The 19854-nt window shown below is 63.3% G+C and carries 20 protein-coding genes; 7 read left to right on the forward strand and 13 right to left on the reverse strand.

The window, feature by feature from the left end:
* The first annotated feature begins 124 nt into the window (after positions 1–124).
* On the forward strand, positions 125–973 hold the full coding sequence (locus J2Y68_RS12765; protein ID WP_309993951.1) for a DMP19 family protein: 849 nt from the start codon (positions 125–127) through the stop codon (positions 971–973).
* Between the two features lie 129 nt (positions 974–1102).
* On the opposite strand, the gene J2Y68_RS12770 is transcribed toward J2Y68_RS12765, so the two are convergent.
* Both J2Y68_RS12770 and J2Y68_RS12775 read right to left on the reverse strand, forming a co-directional pair.
* Entirely contained in the window at positions 1103–1303 is a 201-nt protein-coding gene (locus J2Y68_RS12770; RefSeq protein ID WP_309993953.1) for a hypothetical protein, read from the reverse strand.
* A gap of 121 nt (positions 1304–1424) precedes the next feature.
* Positions 1425–1967 (reverse strand): COG4315 family predicted lipoprotein, encoded by a 543-nt coding sequence (locus J2Y68_RS12775; RefSeq protein ID WP_309993955.1) that lies wholly within the window; start codon positions 1965–1967, stop codon positions 1425–1427.
* Between the two features lie 142 nt (positions 1968–2109).
* On the opposite strand from J2Y68_RS12775, the gene J2Y68_RS12780 reads away from it, so the two are divergent.
* Entirely contained in the window at positions 2110–2607 is a 498-nt protein-coding gene (locus J2Y68_RS12780) for a sigma-70 family RNA polymerase sigma factor (protein WP_211713707.1), read from the forward strand.
* Positions 2604–3278: an anti-sigma factor family protein gene (locus J2Y68_RS12785; protein ID WP_309993957.1), complete on the forward strand. Its 675-nt coding sequence runs from the start codon at positions 2604–2606 to the stop codon at positions 3276–3278. The genes J2Y68_RS12780 and J2Y68_RS12785 overlap by 4 nt, the downstream gene beginning before the upstream one ends.
* A 3-nt stretch (positions 3279–3281) precedes the next feature.
* On the opposite strand, the gene J2Y68_RS12790 is transcribed toward J2Y68_RS12785, so the two are convergent.
* The 7 genes from J2Y68_RS12790 to J2Y68_RS12820 form a co-directional block, all read right to left on the reverse strand.
* The gene (locus J2Y68_RS12790) at positions 3282–3770 is read right to left on the reverse strand and encodes a type II toxin-antitoxin system RatA family toxin (RefSeq protein ID WP_309993959.1); all 489 of its coding nucleotides are present in this window, start codon (positions 3768–3770) and stop codon (positions 3282–3284) included.
* Between the two features lies 1 nt (position 3771).
* Positions 3772–4164: a hypothetical protein gene (locus J2Y68_RS12795; RefSeq protein ID WP_309993961.1), complete on the reverse strand. Its 393-nt coding sequence runs from the start codon at positions 4162–4164 to the stop codon at positions 3772–3774.
* Positions 4165–4186: 22 nt separating this feature from the next.
* On the reverse strand, positions 4187–5092 hold the full coding sequence (gene trmB / locus J2Y68_RS12800) for a tRNA (guanosine(46)-N7)-methyltransferase TrmB (protein WP_309993963.1): 906 nt from the start codon (positions 5090–5092) through the stop codon (positions 4187–4189).
* 249 nt (positions 5093–5341) lie between these two features.
* Positions 5342–6373: a 2-keto-3-deoxygluconate permease gene (locus tag J2Y68_RS12805; protein ID WP_309993965.1), complete on the reverse strand. Its 1032-nt coding sequence runs from the start codon at positions 6371–6373 to the stop codon at positions 5342–5344.
* 69 nt (positions 6374–6442) lie between these two features.
* Positions 6443–7486, reverse strand: a complete 1044-nt coding sequence (locus J2Y68_RS12810) for a zinc-dependent alcohol dehydrogenase (RefSeq protein ID WP_309993967.1) — start codon at positions 7484–7486, stop codon at positions 6443–6445.
* 53 nt (positions 7487–7539) lie between these two features.
* A complete protein-coding gene (locus J2Y68_RS12815) occupies positions 7540–8838 on the reverse strand; it encodes a four-carbon acid sugar kinase family protein (protein WP_309993968.1) in 1299 nt (432 codons plus the stop codon).
* A gap of 1 nt (position 8839) precedes the next feature.
* Positions 8840–10105 (reverse strand): RuBisCO large subunit C-terminal-like domain-containing protein, encoded by a 1266-nt coding sequence (locus J2Y68_RS12820; protein WP_309993970.1) that lies wholly within the window; start codon positions 10103–10105, stop codon positions 8840–8842.
* Positions 10106–10376: 271 nt separating this feature from the next.
* On the opposite strand from J2Y68_RS12820, the gene J2Y68_RS12825 reads away from it, so the two are divergent.
* Positions 10377–11243, forward strand: a complete 867-nt coding sequence (locus J2Y68_RS12825) for a GntR family transcriptional regulator (RefSeq protein WP_309993971.1) — start codon at positions 10377–10379, stop codon at positions 11241–11243.
* A 198-nt stretch (positions 11244–11441) separates the two neighbouring features.
* Positions 11442–12731 (forward strand): CynX/NimT family MFS transporter, encoded by a 1290-nt coding sequence (locus tag J2Y68_RS12830; protein ID WP_309993973.1) that lies wholly within the window; start codon positions 11442–11444, stop codon positions 12729–12731.
* 72 nt (positions 12732–12803) lie between these two features.
* On the opposite strand, the gene J2Y68_RS12835 is transcribed toward J2Y68_RS12830, so the two are convergent.
* Positions 12804–14096 (reverse strand): MFS transporter, encoded by a 1293-nt coding sequence (locus J2Y68_RS12835; RefSeq protein ID WP_309993975.1) that lies wholly within the window; start codon positions 14094–14096, stop codon positions 12804–12806.
* A 31-nt stretch (positions 14097–14127) separates the two neighbouring features.
* Entirely contained in the window at positions 14128–15345 is a 1218-nt protein-coding gene (locus tag J2Y68_RS12840; RefSeq protein ID WP_309993977.1) for a M20 metallopeptidase family protein, read from the reverse strand.
* Positions 15346–15485: 140 nt separating this feature from the next.
* On the opposite strand from J2Y68_RS12840, the gene J2Y68_RS12845 reads away from it, so the two are divergent.
* Complete coding sequence (locus tag J2Y68_RS12845) at positions 15486–16523, forward strand: Lrp/AsnC family transcriptional regulator (RefSeq protein WP_309993978.1); 1038 nt, start codon at positions 15486–15488, stop codon at positions 16521–16523.
* A 16-nt stretch (positions 16524–16539) separates the two neighbouring features.
* Here J2Y68_RS12845 and J2Y68_RS12850 read toward each other — a convergent pair whose 3' ends face one another.
* The gene (locus tag J2Y68_RS12850) at positions 16540–17268 is read right to left on the reverse strand and encodes a class I SAM-dependent methyltransferase (RefSeq protein WP_309993980.1); all 729 of its coding nucleotides are present in this window, start codon (positions 17266–17268) and stop codon (positions 16540–16542) included.
* A gap of 201 nt (positions 17269–17469) precedes the next feature.
* On the opposite strand from J2Y68_RS12850, the gene J2Y68_RS12855 reads away from it, so the two are divergent.
* Positions 17470–19374, forward strand: coding sequence for an FG-GAP-like repeat-containing protein (locus J2Y68_RS12855; RefSeq protein WP_309993982.1), 1905 nt, complete (start codon positions 17470–17472; stop codon positions 19372–19374).
* On the opposite strand, the gene soxR is transcribed toward J2Y68_RS12855, so the two are convergent.
* Entirely contained in the window at positions 19355–19825 is a 471-nt protein-coding gene (soxR, locus tag J2Y68_RS12860; protein WP_309993983.1) for a redox-sensitive transcriptional activator SoxR, read from the reverse strand. The two genes, J2Y68_RS12855 and soxR, sit on opposite strands and share 20 nt — an antisense overlap.
* Positions 19826–19854: the final 29 nt, after the last annotated feature.

Below are 19854 nucleotides of genomic sequence, written 5' to 3' on the forward strand. Positions count from 1 at the left end.
AGTCAGCAGAAAACGGCTCCCAAACTTCGCCCTCCGTTAACCTCAACCTCGATTGCGGCGGAGCTCCCACGCGTACGTTGAAAGAGTCCGGAGCACCATCAGCTTTCAGCAGTGAGGATTCCCCATGACTACCAACGAGTACCCCGTCGTCCTGAACAAGACCAGCTTCGAAGCAGGCAATGCGGATGTTGTGGATTCCAACGTCAACGTCGTGAACCAGATGTACCAGGAACTCCTGAACAGCGACGAAATCGCCACCGCTGCACTCAACAGCTATTTCGTGGATTTCTACCTGACCCAGGCGCTGTCCGGCGGCTTCGCCCAGTACGTCTTCACCGCACCGGAGCGCGAAGAAGTGGACGGGTACGTGCGCGCGGGGCTTTCGGAAATGGGTGCCGTACGCCACCTTGACTTGTTCAACCGCACAGCGTCGGCGTTCGATGCCTTGAGCGAGGACGAAGCCGAGGCCTACCTCGACGGCGAACTGGACGAGACCGAAGCCCCGCTTCCCGCTGTCGCGCTCCTTGACGAGCTGGACGGCGAGTTCGAAGCCCTCCTCGAAGAGGAAGACATCATCGACCTCAACGCCGCATACCTCCGGGACCAGTCCGAACTGCTGGTGCTCTCGGACGAAGACATCGAGGCACACATCGCCGAACGCGTCGCACAGATCCCGGACCTTGCCGAGCGTCAGGCTGAAGCCGAGGAAGAAGCCCTCGCCAACGCCCCCGAGTTCGAAGTCATCATCCGCGAACTGTGCGACGTCGCAGGGTACGCCCTGGAAAAGATCACCATGGGCGACCCCAACTACCAGCACGACGGCGTCACCACCCTCGCCTGGCACTTCACCACCGACCACGGCGACTACATCATGGTGGAAGACGACGACGAGGCCTTCATGATCCACCCCGAGACGAAGGAAATCATCGCCGCCGTGGAGTTCGAGGAGTCCGACGAGTTCGCTGACGCGTAAGTAGTCCCTATGTTCGGCCGGCCGGCCGGCATCCTCCGCATGCTGCTCCTTCGTCGCTTTGACGCACGCTTCCGGATGCCGGCCGCCCAGCCACCGTTTTACCTAAGGTGTGGATCCGATGGACTGGGTTTAGGTAGTTTTCGTGCGGCGCAGCTGGAGGAATCCCCAGATGATTGTCGCTTGCCAGAAGGCGAGTACGCCCATCCAGATCCAGTCGAGGCCACCTTCCGTGGCGTTGATGACCATGGCGACGAAGCCCAGGGCCCAAGCGACTTCCTGCATGACAAGGAACGCCGGGCTGGGCGGATTCTTGGTGCCGTTGCGTGCCATATTCCCTCCCCAATGAGTAGCCTGCAGTCTAACGGACCCCGAATTCGCTGGAACGATGCGGGACCTGGGGGTAAGCTCCCGCGGTCTCGCACGATTCCCGCGATCTCGACGTCCCAAGAACTCAGTAACCGGAGGCCGCAGCGCCCTTGACCATCTCACCCGTAGGGCTGACCAGGTACCAGACACTGCCCACGCCTTGGCCGGTCACGTCCCCAGGAGCCTTGTCTTTGGCGTAGTAGTAGAGCGGCATGCCGTTGAGGGTCACGTGCTTCTTGCCGTCCGGGGACGTAATGGTTCCCACGGTTCCGGTGACGCCTTCAACGGTGGGAGCGTCCGACGTCGTGGTGAAAATCGGCCACGCAGTCAGGCAAGCGTCGACGCAGGCGCTCTTGCCTGAGTCCTTGACGTCCTTGGTGAAGAAGTAGAGGCTCATGCCTTTGCTGTCCACCACGATCTGGCCGGCACTGGACGAGGCGACCTTCATCTCCGCAGCGGCCATGGCTGAGGCGGACGCTGAGCTCGGCGAAGCAGCAGCGGACGTGGGCGCCGCGGACGAAGCAGGCGGGGGAGCGGACGACGTGGTGGTTCCCGGGCTTCCCCCACATCCCGCCAGCGCAGCGCTCAATACCAACGCTCCGATTCCAAGGCTGAGTCGTGTAGTCATCTCTAGCTCCTTTGCTTGGCCGGCCGGGATGAGTCGGCGCTAACCCCTACGACGCAGATGGGGGAAGAATGGTTCACAGGACTGAACCTTTTCTGCACAGCAGGCGTCTTATGGGCGAAGGGGCAACGGGAAAGGGGTGGAGATGCCGCTGGATGAGGACGTGGTGGCTGCCATCTACCGTGACCACGGCACGGCCCTGAAGCGCTTTGTGCTCAGCTGCACCCCGGACGCCCATCAAGCAGACGATGTAGTGCAGGAGACCATCCTGAAGGTGTGGCAGCACGCGCCGCAAATCACGGGCAGCCTCCGCAGCTATCTCTTCCGCACGGCCCGCAACGTCATCATCGACAATTATCGGAAGGCGCAGCGGCGACCTGCCGAAACCGGTGAGCATGATCTCCCGGACCATGCGGCCACAGAACGCGTGGATGAGTTGCTGAACCGGGTCCTGATGGAGGAGGCCCTGCTCCGGCTCAGCCATGAACACCGCGAGGTCCTGGTGGCACTGCACTACCAGCGGTTCACCGTCAGCGAGGCAGCGCTGCAGCTGAACATCCCGGCGGGAACCGTGAAGTCCCGGGCTTTCTACGCTGTGAAAGCCCTCCGAACAATCCTTGACGAAATGGGGGTGGAACGATGAATGGCAACTCCGTCCACCAATTGCTGGGCGCCTACCTTTTGGGCGGGCTCGACCCCGAGGAGGAGGCGGCCTTCCGGGACCACCTGGCCAATTGCGCGGACTGCCGTCGCGAGCTGGAGGAACTGGAAAGCCTCCCCGCATTGCTCGACGCCGTCCCGGCGGCCGACGCTATCGCCCTCACCGCAGCCGGGGGTGCCAGCGCCCTCGCGCCGCTGGAACCCCTGCCCGAGGTGCTTCCGGAGAAGGTCCTTGTTGATTTGTCCGTCCGCAGGCGGAAATCACGACGGCGGTGGGCAGCTTTGGTGGGTGCAGTCGCCGCTGCTTGCCTGGCAGTCGGGTTCTTCGCCGGGCCGCTGTTGAACCAGGCACCGAAGCCTGATGCGAGCTACTCAGTCCAGTCGGACAGCGGATTGCAACTGACGGTGGGCATGGTGAAGAAGACCTGGGGCACCGAGCTTGAGGTGGAGGGCCGGAGCATGCCGCTTGAAGGCACCCTCTATTTGTGGGTGAAAGGCCGGGACGGTGCTGAGGAACGGACCTGCGGTTGGACAGCAACACCAAGCGGCCGGATCAAGATCACCGGTGCCACCCCGGTGCAGTTGGCGGGCATCGCCGGTGTTGAGTTACGCGACGACGCCGAGAAGACGGTCGCATCAATTTCGGTGCCGTAAGGGTTAGTGCTCCGGGGCGCCCTGCGATCGGAGGTCTGCCACGAGGGCAGGATCCTCGCAGGCCCTGGCGAACGCCTCGATGCGTCGCTCGATTTCGCGGCCCAGCAGCCAGCCGCCGATCCGCTCTGCCACTGGCTTCAGCAACGCCGGGCGGCATGAAAAGGTGTACTTCCAGACTGCCCGGGTGCCGCCGTCGTCCGCTGTGAACCGCCAACCGCCGCCGAAGTTCTCGAAGAACCAGGGCCCGGAGACCATGGTCATGCCCACGTTGCGGGGCGGCGTGTAGGAGACATATTCGCTGACCATTCTCAGGCCCATGCGGGAAACCGTCCTGGTCCGCACTCCTTTCCCCGCGGACTGGGCGCCGTCCAGCAAGCTCTGCGCCGAGATGAACGGATCCCACTTGAGCCGGAAGGCACCGGTGGTTTGTGAGAGGGCAAAAGCCGTTTCGGGATCGAGGCGAATGAGACGCTCGGCGCGGACCTGCGGCATATCAGTTCCCCTGCCCTGCGCCGAGCACAAGGAAAACCATGAAGACCACACCAAAGATGTTGACCGCCATGACTGCCAGACCGATGATGCCAGTGATGCGCCCGGCGTTCATGCGCCCGGCCCGGAACACAGCGATCAGTCCGCAGGCCACAGCAACGACGGCCAGCAGTACCGCAACCCCCGCCAGGATCAGCGCACCAAACCACCAGGCGTCGTTGCCCTGGTTGTAGCCGCTCATAGCCGAGGCGACGGCTGCAATGCCCAGGGGAATGCTGACTACTGCCGCGATGGGCGAGAGCACGGCAGCGATGATGCTCGTGATGCCGGCACCCAGGCCGCGGTTGCCGGTGCGTTCGGGTTGTTGGTAGTAGTCGATCGGTGGCTGGTAGCTCATGGTTCCCCCAAAGGTCCTTCGGCTAGATCTTGCGGTAGGTGAGGTCGAAGATCATGCGCCCGGCCTCGTGGGCTTTGTTCTCGAAGCTCGTCCGGATGCGGCCCTCAAAGCGCGGAGCCCAGCCACCTTCCTGGTCGACTCCCTCATTAGGGCCGGTGTGCTCGGTACTTACCGGCGCGCGGCCTTCCCTGACGGGCGCGCCGCCCACCACGGACTCGACGCCGGACTGCCACACTTGCGTCAGCGGGCTCTCCTCGCCGCTGCGCTCGCCTTCGTGCATGTTCTCGAATTCCTTTGAACCTGCCAGGACTTCGCGGACGTGCACGGCGTAGTTGGACCAGTCGGTGGCGATGCGCCAGTATCCGCCCTTTTCGAGTGCCTTTGCGGCAACCGAGGCGAAAGCCGGCTGGATCAGCCGGCGCTTGTGGTGACGGGCCTTATGCCATGGATCCGGGAAGAACACCCACAGCTCGCTGACCGAACCCTCCGGGAGCATCGACTCAAGGACCTCGGGAGCGTTGGCTTCCACCACGCGCACGTTGGTCAACCCGCGGCTGTTGATCTTGATGATGGTGTTGGCCAGTCCTGGCGTGTAGACCTCGACGGCGAGGAAGTCCTTATCGGGGTTTTGCTCGGCTGCGTGAACCACCGCATCACCCAGTCCCGAACCGATCTCCACAATCAACGGAGCCTTCCGTCCGAAGACGGCCTCGGCGTCGAACGTGTAGTCCGGGTGCACTGACGTGTTGGCGACGTGGCGGGGAACCTGGATGGCCCAGCGTTCGGCGTGCTCTTCCCATGCGGCTTGCCTACGGCCCTGCAAGCGGGTGCCTCGGCGCACAAAGCTGACCGGGCGGCCGCCGTAGGTTCCGAAGGAGGCCTGGGTGCCGGGCGTGACTGGTCGAGGGGAATCTGGGGTTTCACTCATCGCTTCCAGAATACTTTGGTCCCGCACTGTTCCAGGACGGAACCACCACGATCAGCGCTTCAGCCGACCTGCTGGCCAGCGTCTGGCGAATGGGGTCTCGCCTTCTTCCAGGTGCCCGCTGACTCAATACAAGTGGCCTCCACCTTGACGGTCTTGGGGCACAGTGGGCTCATTTCCGGAGTCAGGCAAAGAGGCGGGGCATTCCCCTGGTGGGATGCCCCGCCCCTGACCCTGAATAGAGTTGGTAGTTCAGCTTTGAGGCTCTGCTGCGTGTTTGGGGATGGTCATATCGTTTTCGGGTGATCCTTCCTCGTTCTCCTCGGCTCCAGCCCTTTTCTGGACCCTCTTTGCCCACGCTGAGGTGACGATCGGGCAGAGCACGGCGGTGACGACAACTGATGCTGCGACCAGGACGGTGGCGTGTTCTGCTGCCGGGGCGTAGACCGGGTTGGCCGTGGCGATGATTGCCGGAACCAGGGCCGCGTTGCCGGCTGTGGTTGCTGCTGCGAGGCCCGCGACGCCGTCGCCGCCGGTGAGTTTGTCGGCCAGGAGCAGCACTGCTCCGCCGACGAAGACCACGAACAGGCCAAGGGCGATTCCGAGCAGGCCGGCTTCGACAACGGCGTTGAGGTTGATGGTCAGACCGAGAGCCAGGCCCAGGAACGGCACCATCGCCGGTACCAGCGGAGCCAGAAGGTGGCGCATGTTCTTGTCTAGGTTTCCCAGGAGCATGCCCAGGGCGAGGGGAAGAATGGCGCCCACCAAGGCCTGCCAGGGGAACGCGGCGAGACCGGCGATGCCCAGGGTGACCATCGTCAGGAAGGGCCCTGATTCCAGGGACAGGATGGAGTATGCGCCTGCATCGCGTTTGCGCCCGAACTGGCCCATCAGGGAGATGTAAAGCCCACCGTTGGTGTCGTTCAGGGCTGCGACGAGCGCCAGGGTTGACAGGCCGGCGAGGACTCCGTGTTCTATGGGTGCTTCGCCAAGGAAGCGGCCTGCGATGACGCCGATGAGGACGGCGAAGAGAATTTTTGAGCCGAGGAGCACGCCGCCCTTCTTGAGGATGTAGGGCGTGGACTTTACCTCTAGGGTTGCGCCGAGGCAGACGAAGAACACAGCCAGCAGCGGTGCCAGGCCGGTAAAGAAGGCTCCTGTGAAGGATCCAAAGAATTTGCCAGCGTCCGGGGCGAGGGTGTGTATGACGGCGCCGATGCCAAGCGGCACCAGCATCATGCCGCCAGGAACCTTCTCCAGAGCTTTCTTGATGGGAATCGACATTGATTTCTCCTATGAATAGCTGAACGGTGGGAACTGCAGTTGGGGTTGTCAGTTCCGTTGTTTGTGGGGTTAGCCGAGGCCGGGGATGAGCAGGACTTTGCAGGCGTCTCCGGTGAGGAGCTCCACTGCTTCGTCGATTTCGCTGAGCTTCTTGCGGTGGGTGATGAGCCAATCGAGTTCGAGCTTGCCGGAGTCCAGCAGCAGCAGGCTCTGTTCCCAGGTTTCCCATAGCCGGCGGCCGAAGATTCCGCGAAGGGTGATGCCCTTCTTATTGATGTAGGCAGCAATGTCGACTTCAGCCGGGCGGCTGGGGTGACCGACGGTGATGACGGTGGCTTCCCGGCGGACGGCTTCGAAAAGAGTGGCCAGGGTGCCGGGCGCGCCGGAGCATTCGAAGGCAACGTCGAATCCGCCCCGGCGGCCGGTGAGTTCGCGGCAGCGTTCAATGATGCCGTCGTTGGGGTGCAGGGCGGTCGCCCCGAGCTTTTCGGCTTGGGCGCGGCGGTAGGGGTTGGGATCTACGGCGATGACGTGGGAGGCGCCCATGAGCAGTGCCAGATTCACTACGACGAGGCCCACCGGGCCCGCGCCGCTGACTAGTACTGCCCGGCCCGCGACGGAGTAGTTGGCGCGCTGGATCGCATGGACGGCTACGCCGGCGGCCTCAAGGAGGGCCCCGGATTCGAGTGACAGGCCGGTGGGGAGCTTGACGCAGATGTCCTGCGGGACGGCGGCGTATTCGGCGAAGACGCCGTCGATGTGCATGCCGAGGATTCCGGTGCGTTCGCAGGTGTGGGCGTCTCCGGTGCGGCAGGGGAAGCACTGGCCGCAGGTCAGATGGCTTTCCAGCGCAACTTGGTCACCGACTTTGAGCCCGGTGACGCCTGCGCCGACCTCCACGATGGTTCCTGCGCCTTCGTGGCCGAGGATGACCGGGAGGTTGAGGTTGAATGCCTGGGCGGAGGGGGTCCATTCGTAGAGTTCGCGGTCTGTGCCGCACAGGGAGGCCGCGCCGACTTCGATGACGACTGAGCCTTCTGTTGCCTTGGGATCTCCAGCGTCGGTGACGTATGTGACGCCTCGCTCGGCTGCGCTTTTGACTACTGCCCGCATGGGGGCCGCCTTTCGTTGGTTCTGGTGATGCGTGGAGGAAATTATGTGGAGTGCTAGCTGGGAAGCTGGCCGGCGAAGCGACGCAGGATGTCGATGGGTCCCACCTGTCCGCCCTTGAGCAGCAGTCGGGATCCGCTGACGGCCGATGCGCTATCGGCCAGGAGGACGGGGCCGGCGGTGACGAACTGGTCGGAGACCCGGAGTTGGCGGACGCCCATGGCAATAAGTGCATGGCTGGAGGTATCGCCACCGCAGACCGCGATGTCACGGGTGAGCCCTGCGGTGGCCATCCTGGCGGCGATGCCGCCGATCAGGGTGCCGACGTAGCCGGCGTCCACTGGTGTGCCTGTACCGTAGCGGGGGTCTGCCGCACCGCGGGTGGTGTGAACGACGACGTTTCGTCCTGTCCGTAGGGCGGCTGAAACGCGTTCATCGAGGACCTGGACCTGGGCGGCGTCATCGCGGTGGAGGAGCTCAGCAGGAACCGGGACGTCCACCCAGCCGTTCGAGATTGCGTCGTTGATCTGCTCGGCTGTCGTGCTGGAGGCCGAGGCGCTGATCGCCAGCACAGGTCCCGCGGGGTTCTGCGGTCCGGGGGTGCGTGGGGCGTGGTCTGAGACCGACCTTGCCAGCGCTGCCATGATCCCCCCGGATCCGACCACGATCGAGGGACCGTGACCGTGTTCTTCCCGGGTGAGGGCTTCCGCGACGGCGTCCATGTGATGTTCGTTCACGGCGTCGACCACGAAGGCCTTCGCGCCGTGTTCCCGACTCCGGTCCGCCCATGCGTCCTTGAAGGTGCCGTCTTCGTAAGCGGGAAGATGAATAGCTTCAGGGGTTTCGGGACCGCCGAGTTGTTGGGCCAGTACCTGGCGCAGGTCCGCTTCGGACATGGGCGTTGATGGATGACGGGACATGACCGGGTGGCGGTCCAGCCGGTAGATCTTCCCGGCGTAGGTTGCATAGTGATTGCTGAACGCGGTGTACCTGCCAAAGGCGGGCTGGGCAGGTACGACTGGGACGGGTCCGTGCAGCGGGAACTGCTCATGGAGCAGCTGGATCCCACGGCCTATGCTGCCGACGGTGGGCGAGCTGTCGAATGTGGAGCAAACCTTGTAGAGCAGCACTTCCAGGTTCAATGCCGCGATACCTGCGAGGTCACGGGTGACCAAGTTGTCGAAAGCAGCTCCGGACAGCGAACGTGCCGGCCCGGCGAACCCGACGACGTCAGTGTCAGTGGGCAATGGGGCGTCCCCGATGACAAGCGCAGCTTCAAGCCCGTAGCGGTGGGCCTGGGCGAGGACATCGGCTGCCCCGGTGAGGTCGTCGGCGACGAAACCGAAGGCGGTCATGTCAGGCCCCTTTCCCGAAGGTCTGGACTGCGTGCAGGAGAGCGGCGTCCCCGGTGTGGGCGAGTTTTTCTGCTGCGTTGTGCAGTGTCACGCCGTCCACGGCTGCCTCCCATGCCTGGCGGAGGCTCCGCACTCCGGCTGCCGGTCCGTCCGGGTGCGCTGCGACGCCGCCGCCGGCGAGCATCATCAGGTCTGTCGAACCAACTGCCTCGAATGTCGGGCCTGGGGTGGTGACGTTCTGCCCCGAGGACAACACGGGAAGCGGTGCAATGGTTTGCCCGAGTGGTTCAAGCAGGCTGCGGATGTTGGAGGCGACCTCTTCGTCGAGCTCATAGAACTTGCTGCCCAGACCGCTTGCATGAAGGTGGTCTGCGCCGGCCAAACGGGCCATCTGCTGCCAGACCCGGTAATCCATGCCCAAGGCTTTGGACCTCATGGAAGCTGCCAACCCCGCCCGGTGGCCGTGGATGGGGACCTCCGTGAAGCTGCGCAACAACGCCAGTGCAGGCATTCCCATCACTGGGATGTTCAGCATTACGCAGCGGCCGCCGGCTTCAACCACCAGGTCGTGGCGCTTTCGCAGTCCGGCGAGGTCACCGGTGATGTTGAACGCATACATGGTGGCGTGGCCTGTGAGCTGTTCGGCAGCGCGGATCTCTTCCGTGGCGACGGCGATCCGGCGTTCCAACGGAAGGTACGCCGGATCAGTCATGAGCTCATCGTCCTTGATCAGATCGATGGAGGCCATGGCCAGATCACGGACCACGAGCCGGAATTCATCCTCGGAAAGTCCTACGTTGGGCTTGACGATGGTGCCAACCATGACGCCCTGGACATCGCTGATGAGCTTGCGAGTGCCCTCGATACCGAATGCCGGCCCGGGATGGGCGGCAACGAAGTCTTCAGGCAGCTGAATGTCTTGAAGCCGGCACGCGTAAAGATCGCCCAACTCGAAGAGGTTCCCTGCGATGGCCGTCTGCAAAGTGGCCAAGTCTGTGCCGACATTCTCCATCGGGAAGTCAACGGTAACCAAGGCAGCGCGGACCTTCTCCGGATTTGCCCGGGACGGCAGCGAAGGGCGGCAGAAGCCAATCGCCTGGACAGCCGAGATCCGCGCGGCGTGCCGCTCCCGGATCCGGGCGGACTCGCCCGGGACCGGGAGGAAGGTACCGCTGGATTGTTCGCCGGCCATGATGGCTGCCGCCTTCTCCGGGTCAATCTCGGACTCAAGGTAGTAGGTGCAACGCACCGAGCGCGGGTCGCGCATGGACTCTCCAATTCGGGGGATTTTGAAACTTACGTATCCGACTGTCATCTGCAGGTACTCTCATTTCGCTTACGCTCCAGTGCGGGCTCAAGCAGGTAATTCGGACTTCGCATTCACGGCATCCTCGGTGATTCCGTTGATCGAAGTTGTACGTACCTTTGATACGTACAATAATAGGTGGCGTAGATCACGTCAAGACCAGATGTTCTTTCGCCCCCCATCGCGCACCGAAGGTTCAGGGCTAAGATTGCACAGCGGCAAAGGAGTCAACGTGAGTTTGGAATCGGCAGAAGCAGCGGCGGAGCCGGTGGGACGCATCAGCCCACTGAACCGGGACGGCGGCGGTCCTCTCCACGCTCAGATCCGGGACATCCTGCACCGTCAGATCGTGGACATGGCACTGTCCCCGGGATCTTCATTGCCCACTGAAGAGGAGCTGCAAAGGCAGTTCGGGGTTTCCCGCAGCGTAGTGCGCCAAGCTTTGTCCGGCCTTTCTGACCTTGGACTGATCCGGCGTCAGCGCGGCCGGGGCAGCGTAGTGGCCTCGACACCAGTGCTCCGACGCCATGTGCAGCGCGCGGGCGGCCTGGACGAGCAAGCCGCGGCGCATGGCCAGCGTCTTCGTACACATGTCATCAGCGTCGAACCTTCCGAACCGCCCCAAGCGGGCATAGACGCCCTTGGCACCACCAATACCTGGCAAATCGAGCGGGTACGCTACCTTGGTGACCTGCCCGTCGCCTTCATGAGAACGTGGGTCCCGCGCGACTTCTTTCCCCATTTCACTGCGGAATTGCTAGAAAACGCATCCCTTCTAGGTCTGATGCGGGACCATGGCTACCAGCCAGCCGGTGGCCCCCGCCAGGTGCAGGCCGTGTCTTCGGATCATGACCTTGCCCGAACGCTGAATGTCAACGCCGGAGAACCGCTGCTCCTGCTCCAAGGTGTGACCCGCGACGCGCTGGGCCACGGACTGGAATGGTTTAACGTTTGGCACAGCCCCAACACTGTCTTTGACGTCGATGCGCAAGTCACCACCCAGCCGGGGCGGATTTCCCAAGAACATGTCCGGCGCCTCCGCAACCTCACCCAGCAACTTGAGTCCGAACTCGCAGACCTCGAACGAGGAGGGCGTTAGAAGGCACCTCGCCCACCCTGAGTGTGCTGATCGCCCGCTGGGGTTGGTCCCTTCCTGGGTGAGGAATACCAGGAGTGACTCGATTCTTGAGAAGCCGTCTTCCGGGCAGCTGCAGTCAAGCGCATGTAGATAAGCCGCGCACTGGTCGCAATTGGCTCATGAGGCAATCCACGTCAAGCGGCTGACAGAATAGGACGTGTGACCTCCTCGAAGACGCCCGGCTACCCCAAGGATTCGGCCCTGCCCCCGGCCCCACCTTCAATCGCAGTTGACGCGGAAATCGACGAGGAACCACCGGCGGACCCCACGCAGCTTCGTGGCAGGAGGGGCCTCGTTTACCTCGGTATTTGCCTGGTGCTTATCGGACTGAACCTGCGGACGGTCTTCTCGAGTTTCTCCGCCGTGCTTCCGGAGATTACGTCCGACGTCGGCCTGCCGGGCTGGTCGCTGGTGGTCCTCACCACCGTCCCCGTCACCTTGTTGGGCGTCTTCGCACCACTGGCGCCCATCCTCGCCCGCAGGTTCGGCGCTGAGCGGGTGCTGCTGGGCGCGATGGTTGTACTCACGCTCGGGCTGCTCCTGCGCCCGGTTGACACAGAAAGCGCGGGCCACCTTCCCACGCTTATCGCCGGAACCGCCGCCTGCGGAGCGGCTATTGCGCTCTGCAACGTCCTCCTTCCCGGCGTAGTGAAGCGCGACTTCCCGCACCGACTGGGACTTATGGGCGGCCTCTACACAACGGCGATCTGCGCATCCGCCGCCCTTGGCGCGGGCTTCACGTATCCGGTGTTTGCGGCAACCGGCCACTGGACATCGGCGCTGTGGTTCTGGGCGGTGCCGGCCGCCATCGTGCTTTTGCTTTTCCTGCCGCTCGCCATCCGCCAGCCGTCGGTAAAGCATCAGGCCGTTCGCGGTGGCGTGAATGTGTGGCGTTCAGCCGTGGCCTGGCAGGTCACGCTGTTCATGGTGTTGCAGGCCATGATGTCGTTCAGCGTGTTCGCGTGGATGGCGCCTATCCTGCGCGACCGGGGGATCGACGGCGGAACGGCCGGGCTGATCGTGTCGGTGTCGATCGTGCTCCAGATGCTTGGCTCGTTGTTTGCCCCGGCCTTGGCCACGCGTTTCAAGGACCAGCGGATCATCAACATGGTGGTTGCCCTCATGACGGGTGGTGGTTTTGCGCTGACCATCTTTGGCCCCACCGAGCTGATCTGGGCCTGGACCGGGCTGAACGGCCTGGGGCAGGGATCGCTCACCGCCGTGGCACTCACCATGATCATGGTCCGCACCCGCGACGCCCACACCGCCGCGCATTTATCGGGGATGATGCAGGGCGTGGGTTACGGAGTGGGATCTGTTGGCACCTTGATGGTGGGGCAACTTCATCAGGCAACGGGCGGGTTTGAAGCGGCCGGGGTCCTGTTCCTGGTGGTCGGATCCCTGGCCGCGTTCTTCGGATACCGGGCCGGCCGCGATCGCTTCGTTTAACGTTGTGAGGCCCGCTCTGCGTCCCAAAACCTCAGGGAAGAACGCAGAGCGGGCCTCGCAACGAAAGAGAACTCAGACGGTGAGGTCCTTGCCCTTCGTCTCCGGGATGGTGAAGGCGAACACGATGCCCACCAGCAACAGGATCACCGCGTACACGTTGAACAGCTGAGCCTGGCCGATGCTGCCGAGCCACGTCTGCAGGTACGGAGCCGTGCCACCGAACGCAGCGACGCAGATGGAGTACGGGACGCCGACGCCGATGGTGCGGATGTGGGTCGGGAACAGTTCCGCGTAGACGGCCGGAACGATCGCAGCACTGCCGGCGATGAAGAACAGCATCACGGACATGGACACCGCGAGCTGCCACGGCGAGTCCTTGAGCAGCCACGTCATCGGGAAGTGCAGCAGAGCGGCGCCGGCCGCAGACGCGATGATCACCGGCTTCCTCCCGATACGGTCGGACAACTTGCCCCAGAACGGCAGGGCCGCGATGAAAACGACGTTGGCGATCACACCGGCCCAAAGGGCTTCACCCCGGTCCATCTTCAACGAAGTTGCAGCGTAGCTCGGAGCGACGACGCCCCAGATGTAGTACACAACGGTCAGGCCAACCGTGAGGCCGATGACCTGCAACGCCTGCTTGCGGTACTTGACGATCTGCGGCCAGATCGGCAGGCGCCTCTCCTTGGGAGCCTCGGCCTCGAACGCTTCGGTTTCCTTCATCTTGGCCCGCATGACCAGGGCGTAGACACCCAGCGCGCCACCGACAAGGAACGGGATCCGCCAACCCCAGGCACTCATCTCTTCCTTGCTCAGGACAGCGGTGAGGATAGCGCCCAGCAGTGTGCCTGCCAGAATTCCGGCAGTGCCCGAAGTGTAGATCAGGGTGGCCCAGAAGCCGCGCTTTTCCTTCGGCGCCATTTCGGACAAATACGTTTGCGACGACGGCAACTCACCGCCGTGGGCGAGGCCCTGGATGAGCCGGGCCACCAGCAGCATCACCGAAGCGAAAGCGCCCACAGCGGCGAACGTCGGCGCGATACCGATCATGAGGCTGCCCACCGCGCCCAACGCCACAGCGAAGGTCATGGATGTTTTACGGCCGATCCGGTCGCCGATCCAGCCGAACACGAAACCGCCGAACGGACGGGCAACGAACCCGACGGCGAAGATCGCCAAGGTGGACAGCACGGCCGACGTGGGGTCCGCCTGGCTGAACAGGGCGCTCGCGATGAATGGCGAGAACGTGGCGTAAATGGCCCAGTCGTACCATTCGACGGCGTTGCCAATGCCGGTTCCGACCAGTGTTCGCACATGGGACTTGTGGACTTTGACCTCGGGGGTCGTTCCTACGGTAGCGGTCATGTCATTCTCCAAGATGGGGAGGGGCTGGGAGTCAGTTGCCGGCGAGGGCAGCGATGCGGGACACGGCAAGTTCGGCATACAGCGCGGCACCGTCGGTGAGGACGCCGTCGTCGAACATTGCGTAGGGCGAGTGGTTGAAAGGCGACGTCGTGTGGTCGGTGCCGGGGGCAACGGCGCTGAGCCCCACGAAGGTGCCGGGAACTTCAGCGAGGACGCGGGAGAAATCTTCGGAGCCGCTGAGGGGAGTGGCCATCCGGGTGTGCCGGGATTCGCCGAACATTTCGGCGATGACGTTCTCCGCGGTGGTGGTTTCGTCGTCGTTGTTGATGGTGAGGGGGTATTCCTCCTGGTAGTGCACGTCCACCTCCAAGCCATGGGCTGCGGCGATTCCCTGGAGCAGCCGGGGTACTGCTTGCATCATCTTCTGCCGGGACGCCTCGGAGAAGGTCCTGATGGTGGCCTCGATGCGGGCAGTTTCGGGGATGACGTTCCGCTTGGTGCCAGCGTGCAGGACGCCGACGGTCAGGACGACGGGATCGAACATGTTGAACTGTCGCGTGACCATCACCTGGAGCGCGGTGACCATCTCGGCCGCTGCCGTGACCGGGTCCTTTGCTGAGTATGGTGCTGAGCCATGGCCACCCGCGCCCAAGACCGTCACCACCAGCCCGTCGGAGGAACTGAGCATGACGCCGGGCTTGGTGACGAACTGCCCGTGCGGTTCCAGGGAGGAGAAGACGTGCATTCCGTAGGCGGTGTCCGCGCGACGGCCGGCTGCGTCCAGGACGCCTTCCTTGATCATGTAGCTGGCCCCATCGAAGCCTTCTTCGCCGGGCTGGAACATGAGGATGACGTCGCCGGCCAACTGGTCACGCCGCTCCGCGAGAATTGTGGCTGCGCCGGCAAGCATGGAGGTGTGGAGGTCGTGGCCGCAGGCGTGCATTGCACCCTCAATACGGGAGGTGTAGTCCACGCCCGTGCGTTCCTGCACGGGAAGCCCGTCCATGTCGGCGCGCAGCAGGACCACGGGCTTCTCGGCTGAAGCGTGCGCGGCGCCGCCCCGCAGAACCGCGGTGACCGACGTCGTTTCCTTGCCGAGGGTGATCTCGTACGGCAGCCCGTCCAGCGCCTTGAGCACCTTCTCCTGCGTGCGGGGAAGCTGCAGGCCGATTTCGGGCTCGCGGTGGAGGTCGTGACGGAGTCGAACGATGTCGTCCTGCAGTTCCTTGGCGTCGGCCACGATGGTCATTTGTGCTCCTGGGTTGCTTGGGGGCGGGTTCCTTATGCCATTGTGAGGTGACGTGATTCACATGCTCTGAAACATCTGAAAATATGCACAAGAGGGCTGTCTTTTGCAGCAATCATGCAGCGTCTCTGGATAATGGACTCATGGAACTCAGCGAGGAAGACCTGCGCCTGGTCAACGCACTACAGATCTCGCCCCGGATCAGCTGGTCCGACGCCGGTCAGGTACTGGGCGTGCACGGCACCACTCTGGCCGCCCGATGGGAGCGTCTCAGGGCGGCCGGTGCGGCCTGGACCACGGCCCACCTCATGGGTGATCCGAAGGACATGTGCCTGGCCATGGTGGACATCGACTGCGAAATGCACCTCAGGCCCCTTGTCACTGCCGCCGTTGCCCAACTCCCCGAGGTCATCACCGTGGAAGAGGCGGCGAGCAACCGGGATCTTACGCTCACCGTCATCACCCAGGACCTGGAACAGTTCAGTACGCTGCTGCTGCCCAAGCTCAAGGAAATCCAGGGGCTCACCAAATACCAAACGGCCCTCTGCACCCGGATCCACACGAGCGGCTATGCCTGGCGGCTCAATGTCCTCACCAAGGCGGAGCAGCAGGCACTCCGGGCTCTCGCCGGACCCGAGTCCGCCAACCCCTCGGCGCAGGATGCGATCGTGGTCCCACTCCCGGAAAGCCACTTGGCACTCATCCCGTTCCTCGCCCGCGACGGCCGCGCTACCGCTGCGGAAATCGCCCGGGCTTTGGGCCGGAATCCAGCAACCGTCCAGCGACAACTCGGCCGTGTGCTGGCCAGCCGGATGCTGTCCTTCCGCTGCGAAATCGCCCAGCAGTTCTCCGGCTTCCCCGTCACGGTGCAATGGTTCGCGAACGTTCCAGCGGGAGAGCATGAAGCAGCGGCTACCGAACTCCGGGCCATCAGGAACACCCGGTTTTCTGCATCGACCACAGGCCGCACCAACTTCACCATGATCATGTGGCTGCGTTCATTGGCCGATGTCATGGAATTGGAGCTCATCATCCAACAGCGGATTCCAGGCATTGAATTGGTGGAAAGCGTGGTCATGTTGAACACGGCAAAGCGTGTCGGTTGGATGCTCAACCCGGACTCCACCGCCACCGGAACAGTGGTCCCGCCGTATGGAGAGCTGCTTCCGGACGGTGTTTAGCCCGCTGGCTTCGTCGTCAGTTACGCGCCGGGCCCAGTTTGGTGGCCTTGAGGACGGCGTCCAAGGTAGTTCCGGCTTCGCCGTTGGGCCCCGACACTGCGCGCTTCCTTTCGTCCAGCACCTCTACCTGCCAGCTGTCGCTGTTGCCCATGCCGAGCTCCGCGGCCAGTTGCTCCGGGGTGAAGAACATGCCGGAATCGTGGTGATGGCTCCACTCCGGCAGCCCCTGCGGGTGGTGCCCCACGATTAACAGCGTTCCGCCGGGCGCCACAGCAGCCGCGGCCTTTACCGCGGAGTCCTGCCACGGCAACAGGGGGGAATGCAGGAAATGGGCTGACACCAGATCAAATTCCGGCTCCGGATCCCATTCCGTGAGGTCCTGCTGCTGCCAGGTGATCCTGTTTGCGTACTCGGTTTCCGCTGCGTGGGCGGCTGCCCGTTCAAGCGCGACGGCGGACACGTCCAGTGCCGTGACGGTCCAGCCTTGCGCTGCCAACCAGATCGCGTCCCCGCCCTCTCCGGAGCCCAGATCCAAGGCCTTGCCCGGCAGCATGTCCGTGACCTCGGCAACCAACAGAGGGTTGGGGTTCCCGCTCCAGATTTTCGCCCGCTCCCGGTACATGCCGTCCCACATGTCCACGGCATTGTCAGCGTCTTCGTGGAGGTTGAGCCCGGTCTGTTGGGCGCCATCATGGGTGTGTTCGCCGTGCTGGTGGGTGCCGGCGTCGTGCAGGTTTTCGGTCATGGGACAAGCGTGCCGTGAGCCGCGTCCCCAAGGCAACGCCTGTTGCCGAATCGGCAAGCTACCCCAAGGTATGGTTTTTTGGTTCGATGGTGGCTAGCCTCAGGTGGACAGCGCCCCTGTTGGTCTCGCGGCGCATGAACCGGGGGATTCATGATGTTTCTTAGGCGAAAATTGCGTTGGTTCCGCGGACGGACGGGAATCGTGGGTGTCTTGGCGGTCGGCGGACTTTTGGCGTCCGGACTCCCGGCTGCAGCAGTGCCTGCCCAGGCTTGGACCAGTGACAAGGACGCGTTGCGTGCGGCCGCTGTTCCGAATCTTGATCCTGTGAAGATTGATGTGACCAGCCCCCGATTCGTAGAACCCAGCGCGGATAGCTCACGGCTCTTCGCGGCGTCCGAAAAAGGTGACTTCACTGTCATAAACGTGCCCACGGACCAGGTCTCGGCGACCCTCAAAGTGGGAAACGTGTCTTCCATGGTGGTCAGTCCTGACGGTTTGAGAGTCTTTCTCGCCACGAGCCAACAGCAGAAGTACGGCGTGACTCTCGTTACCGTTCCGTGGAAAGAGCCAACCGTCATACCAATGGAAGGCCCTGTGCGGGGTATGGCCGTCTCACCTGATGGCTCCTCCGTGTATGCCGCCGTGTCTGCGTCCCCTCTCGGCTCCATTGCCGTTATCGACGTTGCTACGGCACGAATCCGCATGACAATTCCTGTGGGCCACGACCCTTCACAGATCCTTGTGGCGCCGGCCGGGGACAAGATCTACATCCTCAGCGCCACCGACCGGTCCGTCACAGTCATAGCCACCTCGACGGGCACCGTAGGAAGCAAAATTCCCTTGGGCGGTGCTCCGATGGAGGGGGCTATATCTCCAGACGGAAGTCATTTGTATTACCCCAAGGGCGATGGCGGCATCGCCGTGGTGTCGGCGCTCAAGAGTGCTGTGATCGGTGAAATTCCGACGCGCGCCGTGGCCACAGCCCCGATCTTTACTCCCGACGGGTCCCGTGCCTTCACCGTTGACCAGACTGGTGACGAGTATTCGTTGGCGGAAATCGATCTCCAACGCAATTCGCTGACAACGGTGGATCTTCAACCCTTGGGACCGCCGACCATGAACCTGGGAGCCTTTACGGTCCGGTTGAGCCACGATGGTTCGCGTCTCTTCGTCGTCAGCTCCTACATCATGGTGGTCAACGTCCCGACGCTTGTAGTGGCAAGGCATATTTCCCCTCAGGGGGACTACCTGCAGGGTCTGCTGACAGTTCTTCCGAACGGGGAAAAGGGATATGTGGCGCCGGCGGATCAAGGGAACTACCTCTGGGTGATTCCCACTCCGCGGTCGGCGAATATTTGGAAGGACTATAACTCCGATGGCCGTACTGACGTCCTCGCCCGCGATACCGCAGGTGAGTTGTGGCTGTATCCCGGCAATGGCCGGGGTGACTGGCTTCCCCGCTCGCGGGTTGGAACCGGTTGGAACACCATGAACTTGATCATGACCCCCGGCGACTTCAACGGCGATGGGTCATCGGACGTTCTTGCCCGGGATCAAGCAGGTGATCTGTGGCTGTACCCGGGGAACGGTCGCTCTGACTGGCTGCCACGCTCAAAGGTGGGCGGTGGCTGGAACGTGATGACCGCCGTCGTGACCCCCGGCGACTTCAACGGTGACGGTCACGGCGACGTTCTGGCGCGCGATGCCCAAGGTGATCTCTGGCTCTACCCGGGTACCGGTAGAGGGGCCTTGCTTCCGAGAACCAAGGTAGGAACAGGTTGGAACGACATGACCGCCATCCTGGGTCCGGGCGATACACACCAGCAAGGACGTGACGTAGTCGCCCGGGACAAGTGGGGAACCCTGTGGCTGTATCAGGGGGATAACTCGGGCGGGTGGGTGCCCTTCCGGCTGCTGGTGGGCCTTGAGTGGAACGTCATGACGGCGATGGCCACACCCGGCGACTTCGACGGCGATGACCTGCCGGACATTCTGGCCCGGGACTCGGCAGGCGTCCTGTGGCTTTACCCAGGAACTCTTTATGGCGGCTATCAGCCCAGGCAGCGGGCAGGTGTTGGTTGGAATGTTATGACGGCTCTGGTTTGACCAGCTGACTCCAGCGCTGCGCTCCCGTGCCGGAAGCGCCGAGTTCATCGGACGGGTTCTGCAGCGTGCACGACTTCAGGCTGAGGCAGCCACAGCCGATGCAGCCATCCAGATCGTTGCGCAGGTGTTGAAGGGCCGCGATCCGTTCGTCCAGTTCTTTCCGCCAGCGCAGCGACAGCTTGGCCCAGTCGTGCCTGGTGGGGGTGCGGCCCTCCGGCAGCGAATCCAACGCCTCGAGGATGTCCTTCAGTGGCAGCCCTACACGCTGGGACGTCTTGATGAACGCAACCCGTCGGAGCGTATCGCGCCGGTACCGCCGCTGGTTTCCGGCGGTCCGCTCGGCGTGGATGAGTCCGTTGCGTTCATAAAAGTGCAGGGCCGACGGCGACACTCCGCTTCGTTCGGAAAGCTCGCCGATGCTGAGGGGCCGGTGCGTCTCAACGGGTGTCATGTGTTGCTCCGGGAAAGGGTGTGCTGGAT

It is taken from the genome of Paenarthrobacter nitroguajacolicus (assembly GCF_031455195.1).
GTDB classification, from domain to species: domain Bacteria; phylum Actinomycetota; class Actinomycetes; order Actinomycetales; family Micrococcaceae; genus Arthrobacter; species Arthrobacter nitroguajacolicus_D.

Excerpts from the sequence above, each read along its gene's own strand:
- J2Y68_RS12765 (WP_309993951.1), top strand. The coding sequence starts at position 125 with ATGACTACCAACGAGTACCCCGTCGTCCTGAACAAGACCAGCTTCGAA.
- J2Y68_RS12770 (WP_309993953.1), bottom strand. The coding sequence starts at position 1,303 with ATGGCACGCAACGGCACCAAGAATCCGCCCAGCCCGGCGTTCCTTGTC.
- J2Y68_RS12775 (WP_309993955.1), bottom strand. The coding sequence starts at position 1,967 with ATGACTACACGACTCAGCCTTGGAATCGGAGCGTTGGTATTGAGCGCT.
- J2Y68_RS12780 (WP_211713707.1), top strand. The coding sequence starts at position 2,110 with ATGCCGCTGGATGAGGACGTGGTGGCTGCCATCTACCGTGACCACGGC.
- J2Y68_RS12785 (WP_309993957.1), top strand. The coding sequence starts at position 2,604 with ATGAATGGCAACTCCGTCCACCAATTGCTGGGCGCCTACCTTTTGGGC.
- J2Y68_RS12790 (WP_309993959.1), bottom strand. The coding sequence starts at position 3,770 with ATGCCGCAGGTCCGCGCCGAGCGTCTCATTCGCCTCGATCCCGAAACG.
- J2Y68_RS12795 (WP_309993961.1), bottom strand. The coding sequence starts at position 4,164 with ATGAGCTACCAGCCACCGATCGACTACTACCAACAACCCGAACGCACC.
- trmB (WP_309993963.1), bottom strand. The coding sequence starts at position 5,092 with ATGAGTGAAACCCCAGATTCCCCTCGACCAGTCACGCCCGGCACCCAG.
- J2Y68_RS12805 (WP_309993965.1), bottom strand. The coding sequence starts at position 6,373 with ATGTCGATTCCCATCAAGAAAGCTCTGGAGAAGGTTCCTGGCGGCATG.
- J2Y68_RS12810 (WP_309993967.1), bottom strand. The coding sequence starts at position 7,486 with ATGCGGGCAGTAGTCAAAAGCGCAGCCGAGCGAGGCGTCACATACGTC.
- J2Y68_RS12815 (WP_309993968.1), bottom strand. The coding sequence starts at position 8,838 with ATGACCGCCTTCGGTTTCGTCGCCGACGACCTCACCGGGGCAGCCGAT.
- J2Y68_RS12820 (WP_309993970.1), bottom strand. The coding sequence starts at position 10,105 with ATGCGCGACCCGCGCTCGGTGCGTTGCACCTACTACCTTGAGTCCGAG.
- J2Y68_RS12835 (WP_309993975.1), bottom strand. The coding sequence starts at position 14,096 with ATGACCGCTACCGTAGGAACGACCCCCGAGGTCAAAGTCCACAAGTCC.
- J2Y68_RS12840 (WP_309993977.1), bottom strand. The coding sequence starts at position 15,345 with ATGACCATCGTGGCCGACGCCAAGGAACTGCAGGACGACATCGTTCGA.
- J2Y68_RS12845 (WP_309993978.1), top strand. The coding sequence starts at position 15,486 with ATGGAACTCAGCGAGGAAGACCTGCGCCTGGTCAACGCACTACAGATC.
- J2Y68_RS12850 (WP_309993980.1), bottom strand. The coding sequence starts at position 17,268 with ATGACCGAAAACCTGCACGACGCCGGCACCCACCAGCACGGCGAACAC.
- soxR (WP_309993983.1), bottom strand. The coding sequence starts at position 19,825 with ATGACACCCGTTGAGACGCACCGGCCCCTCAGCATCGGCGAGCTTTCC.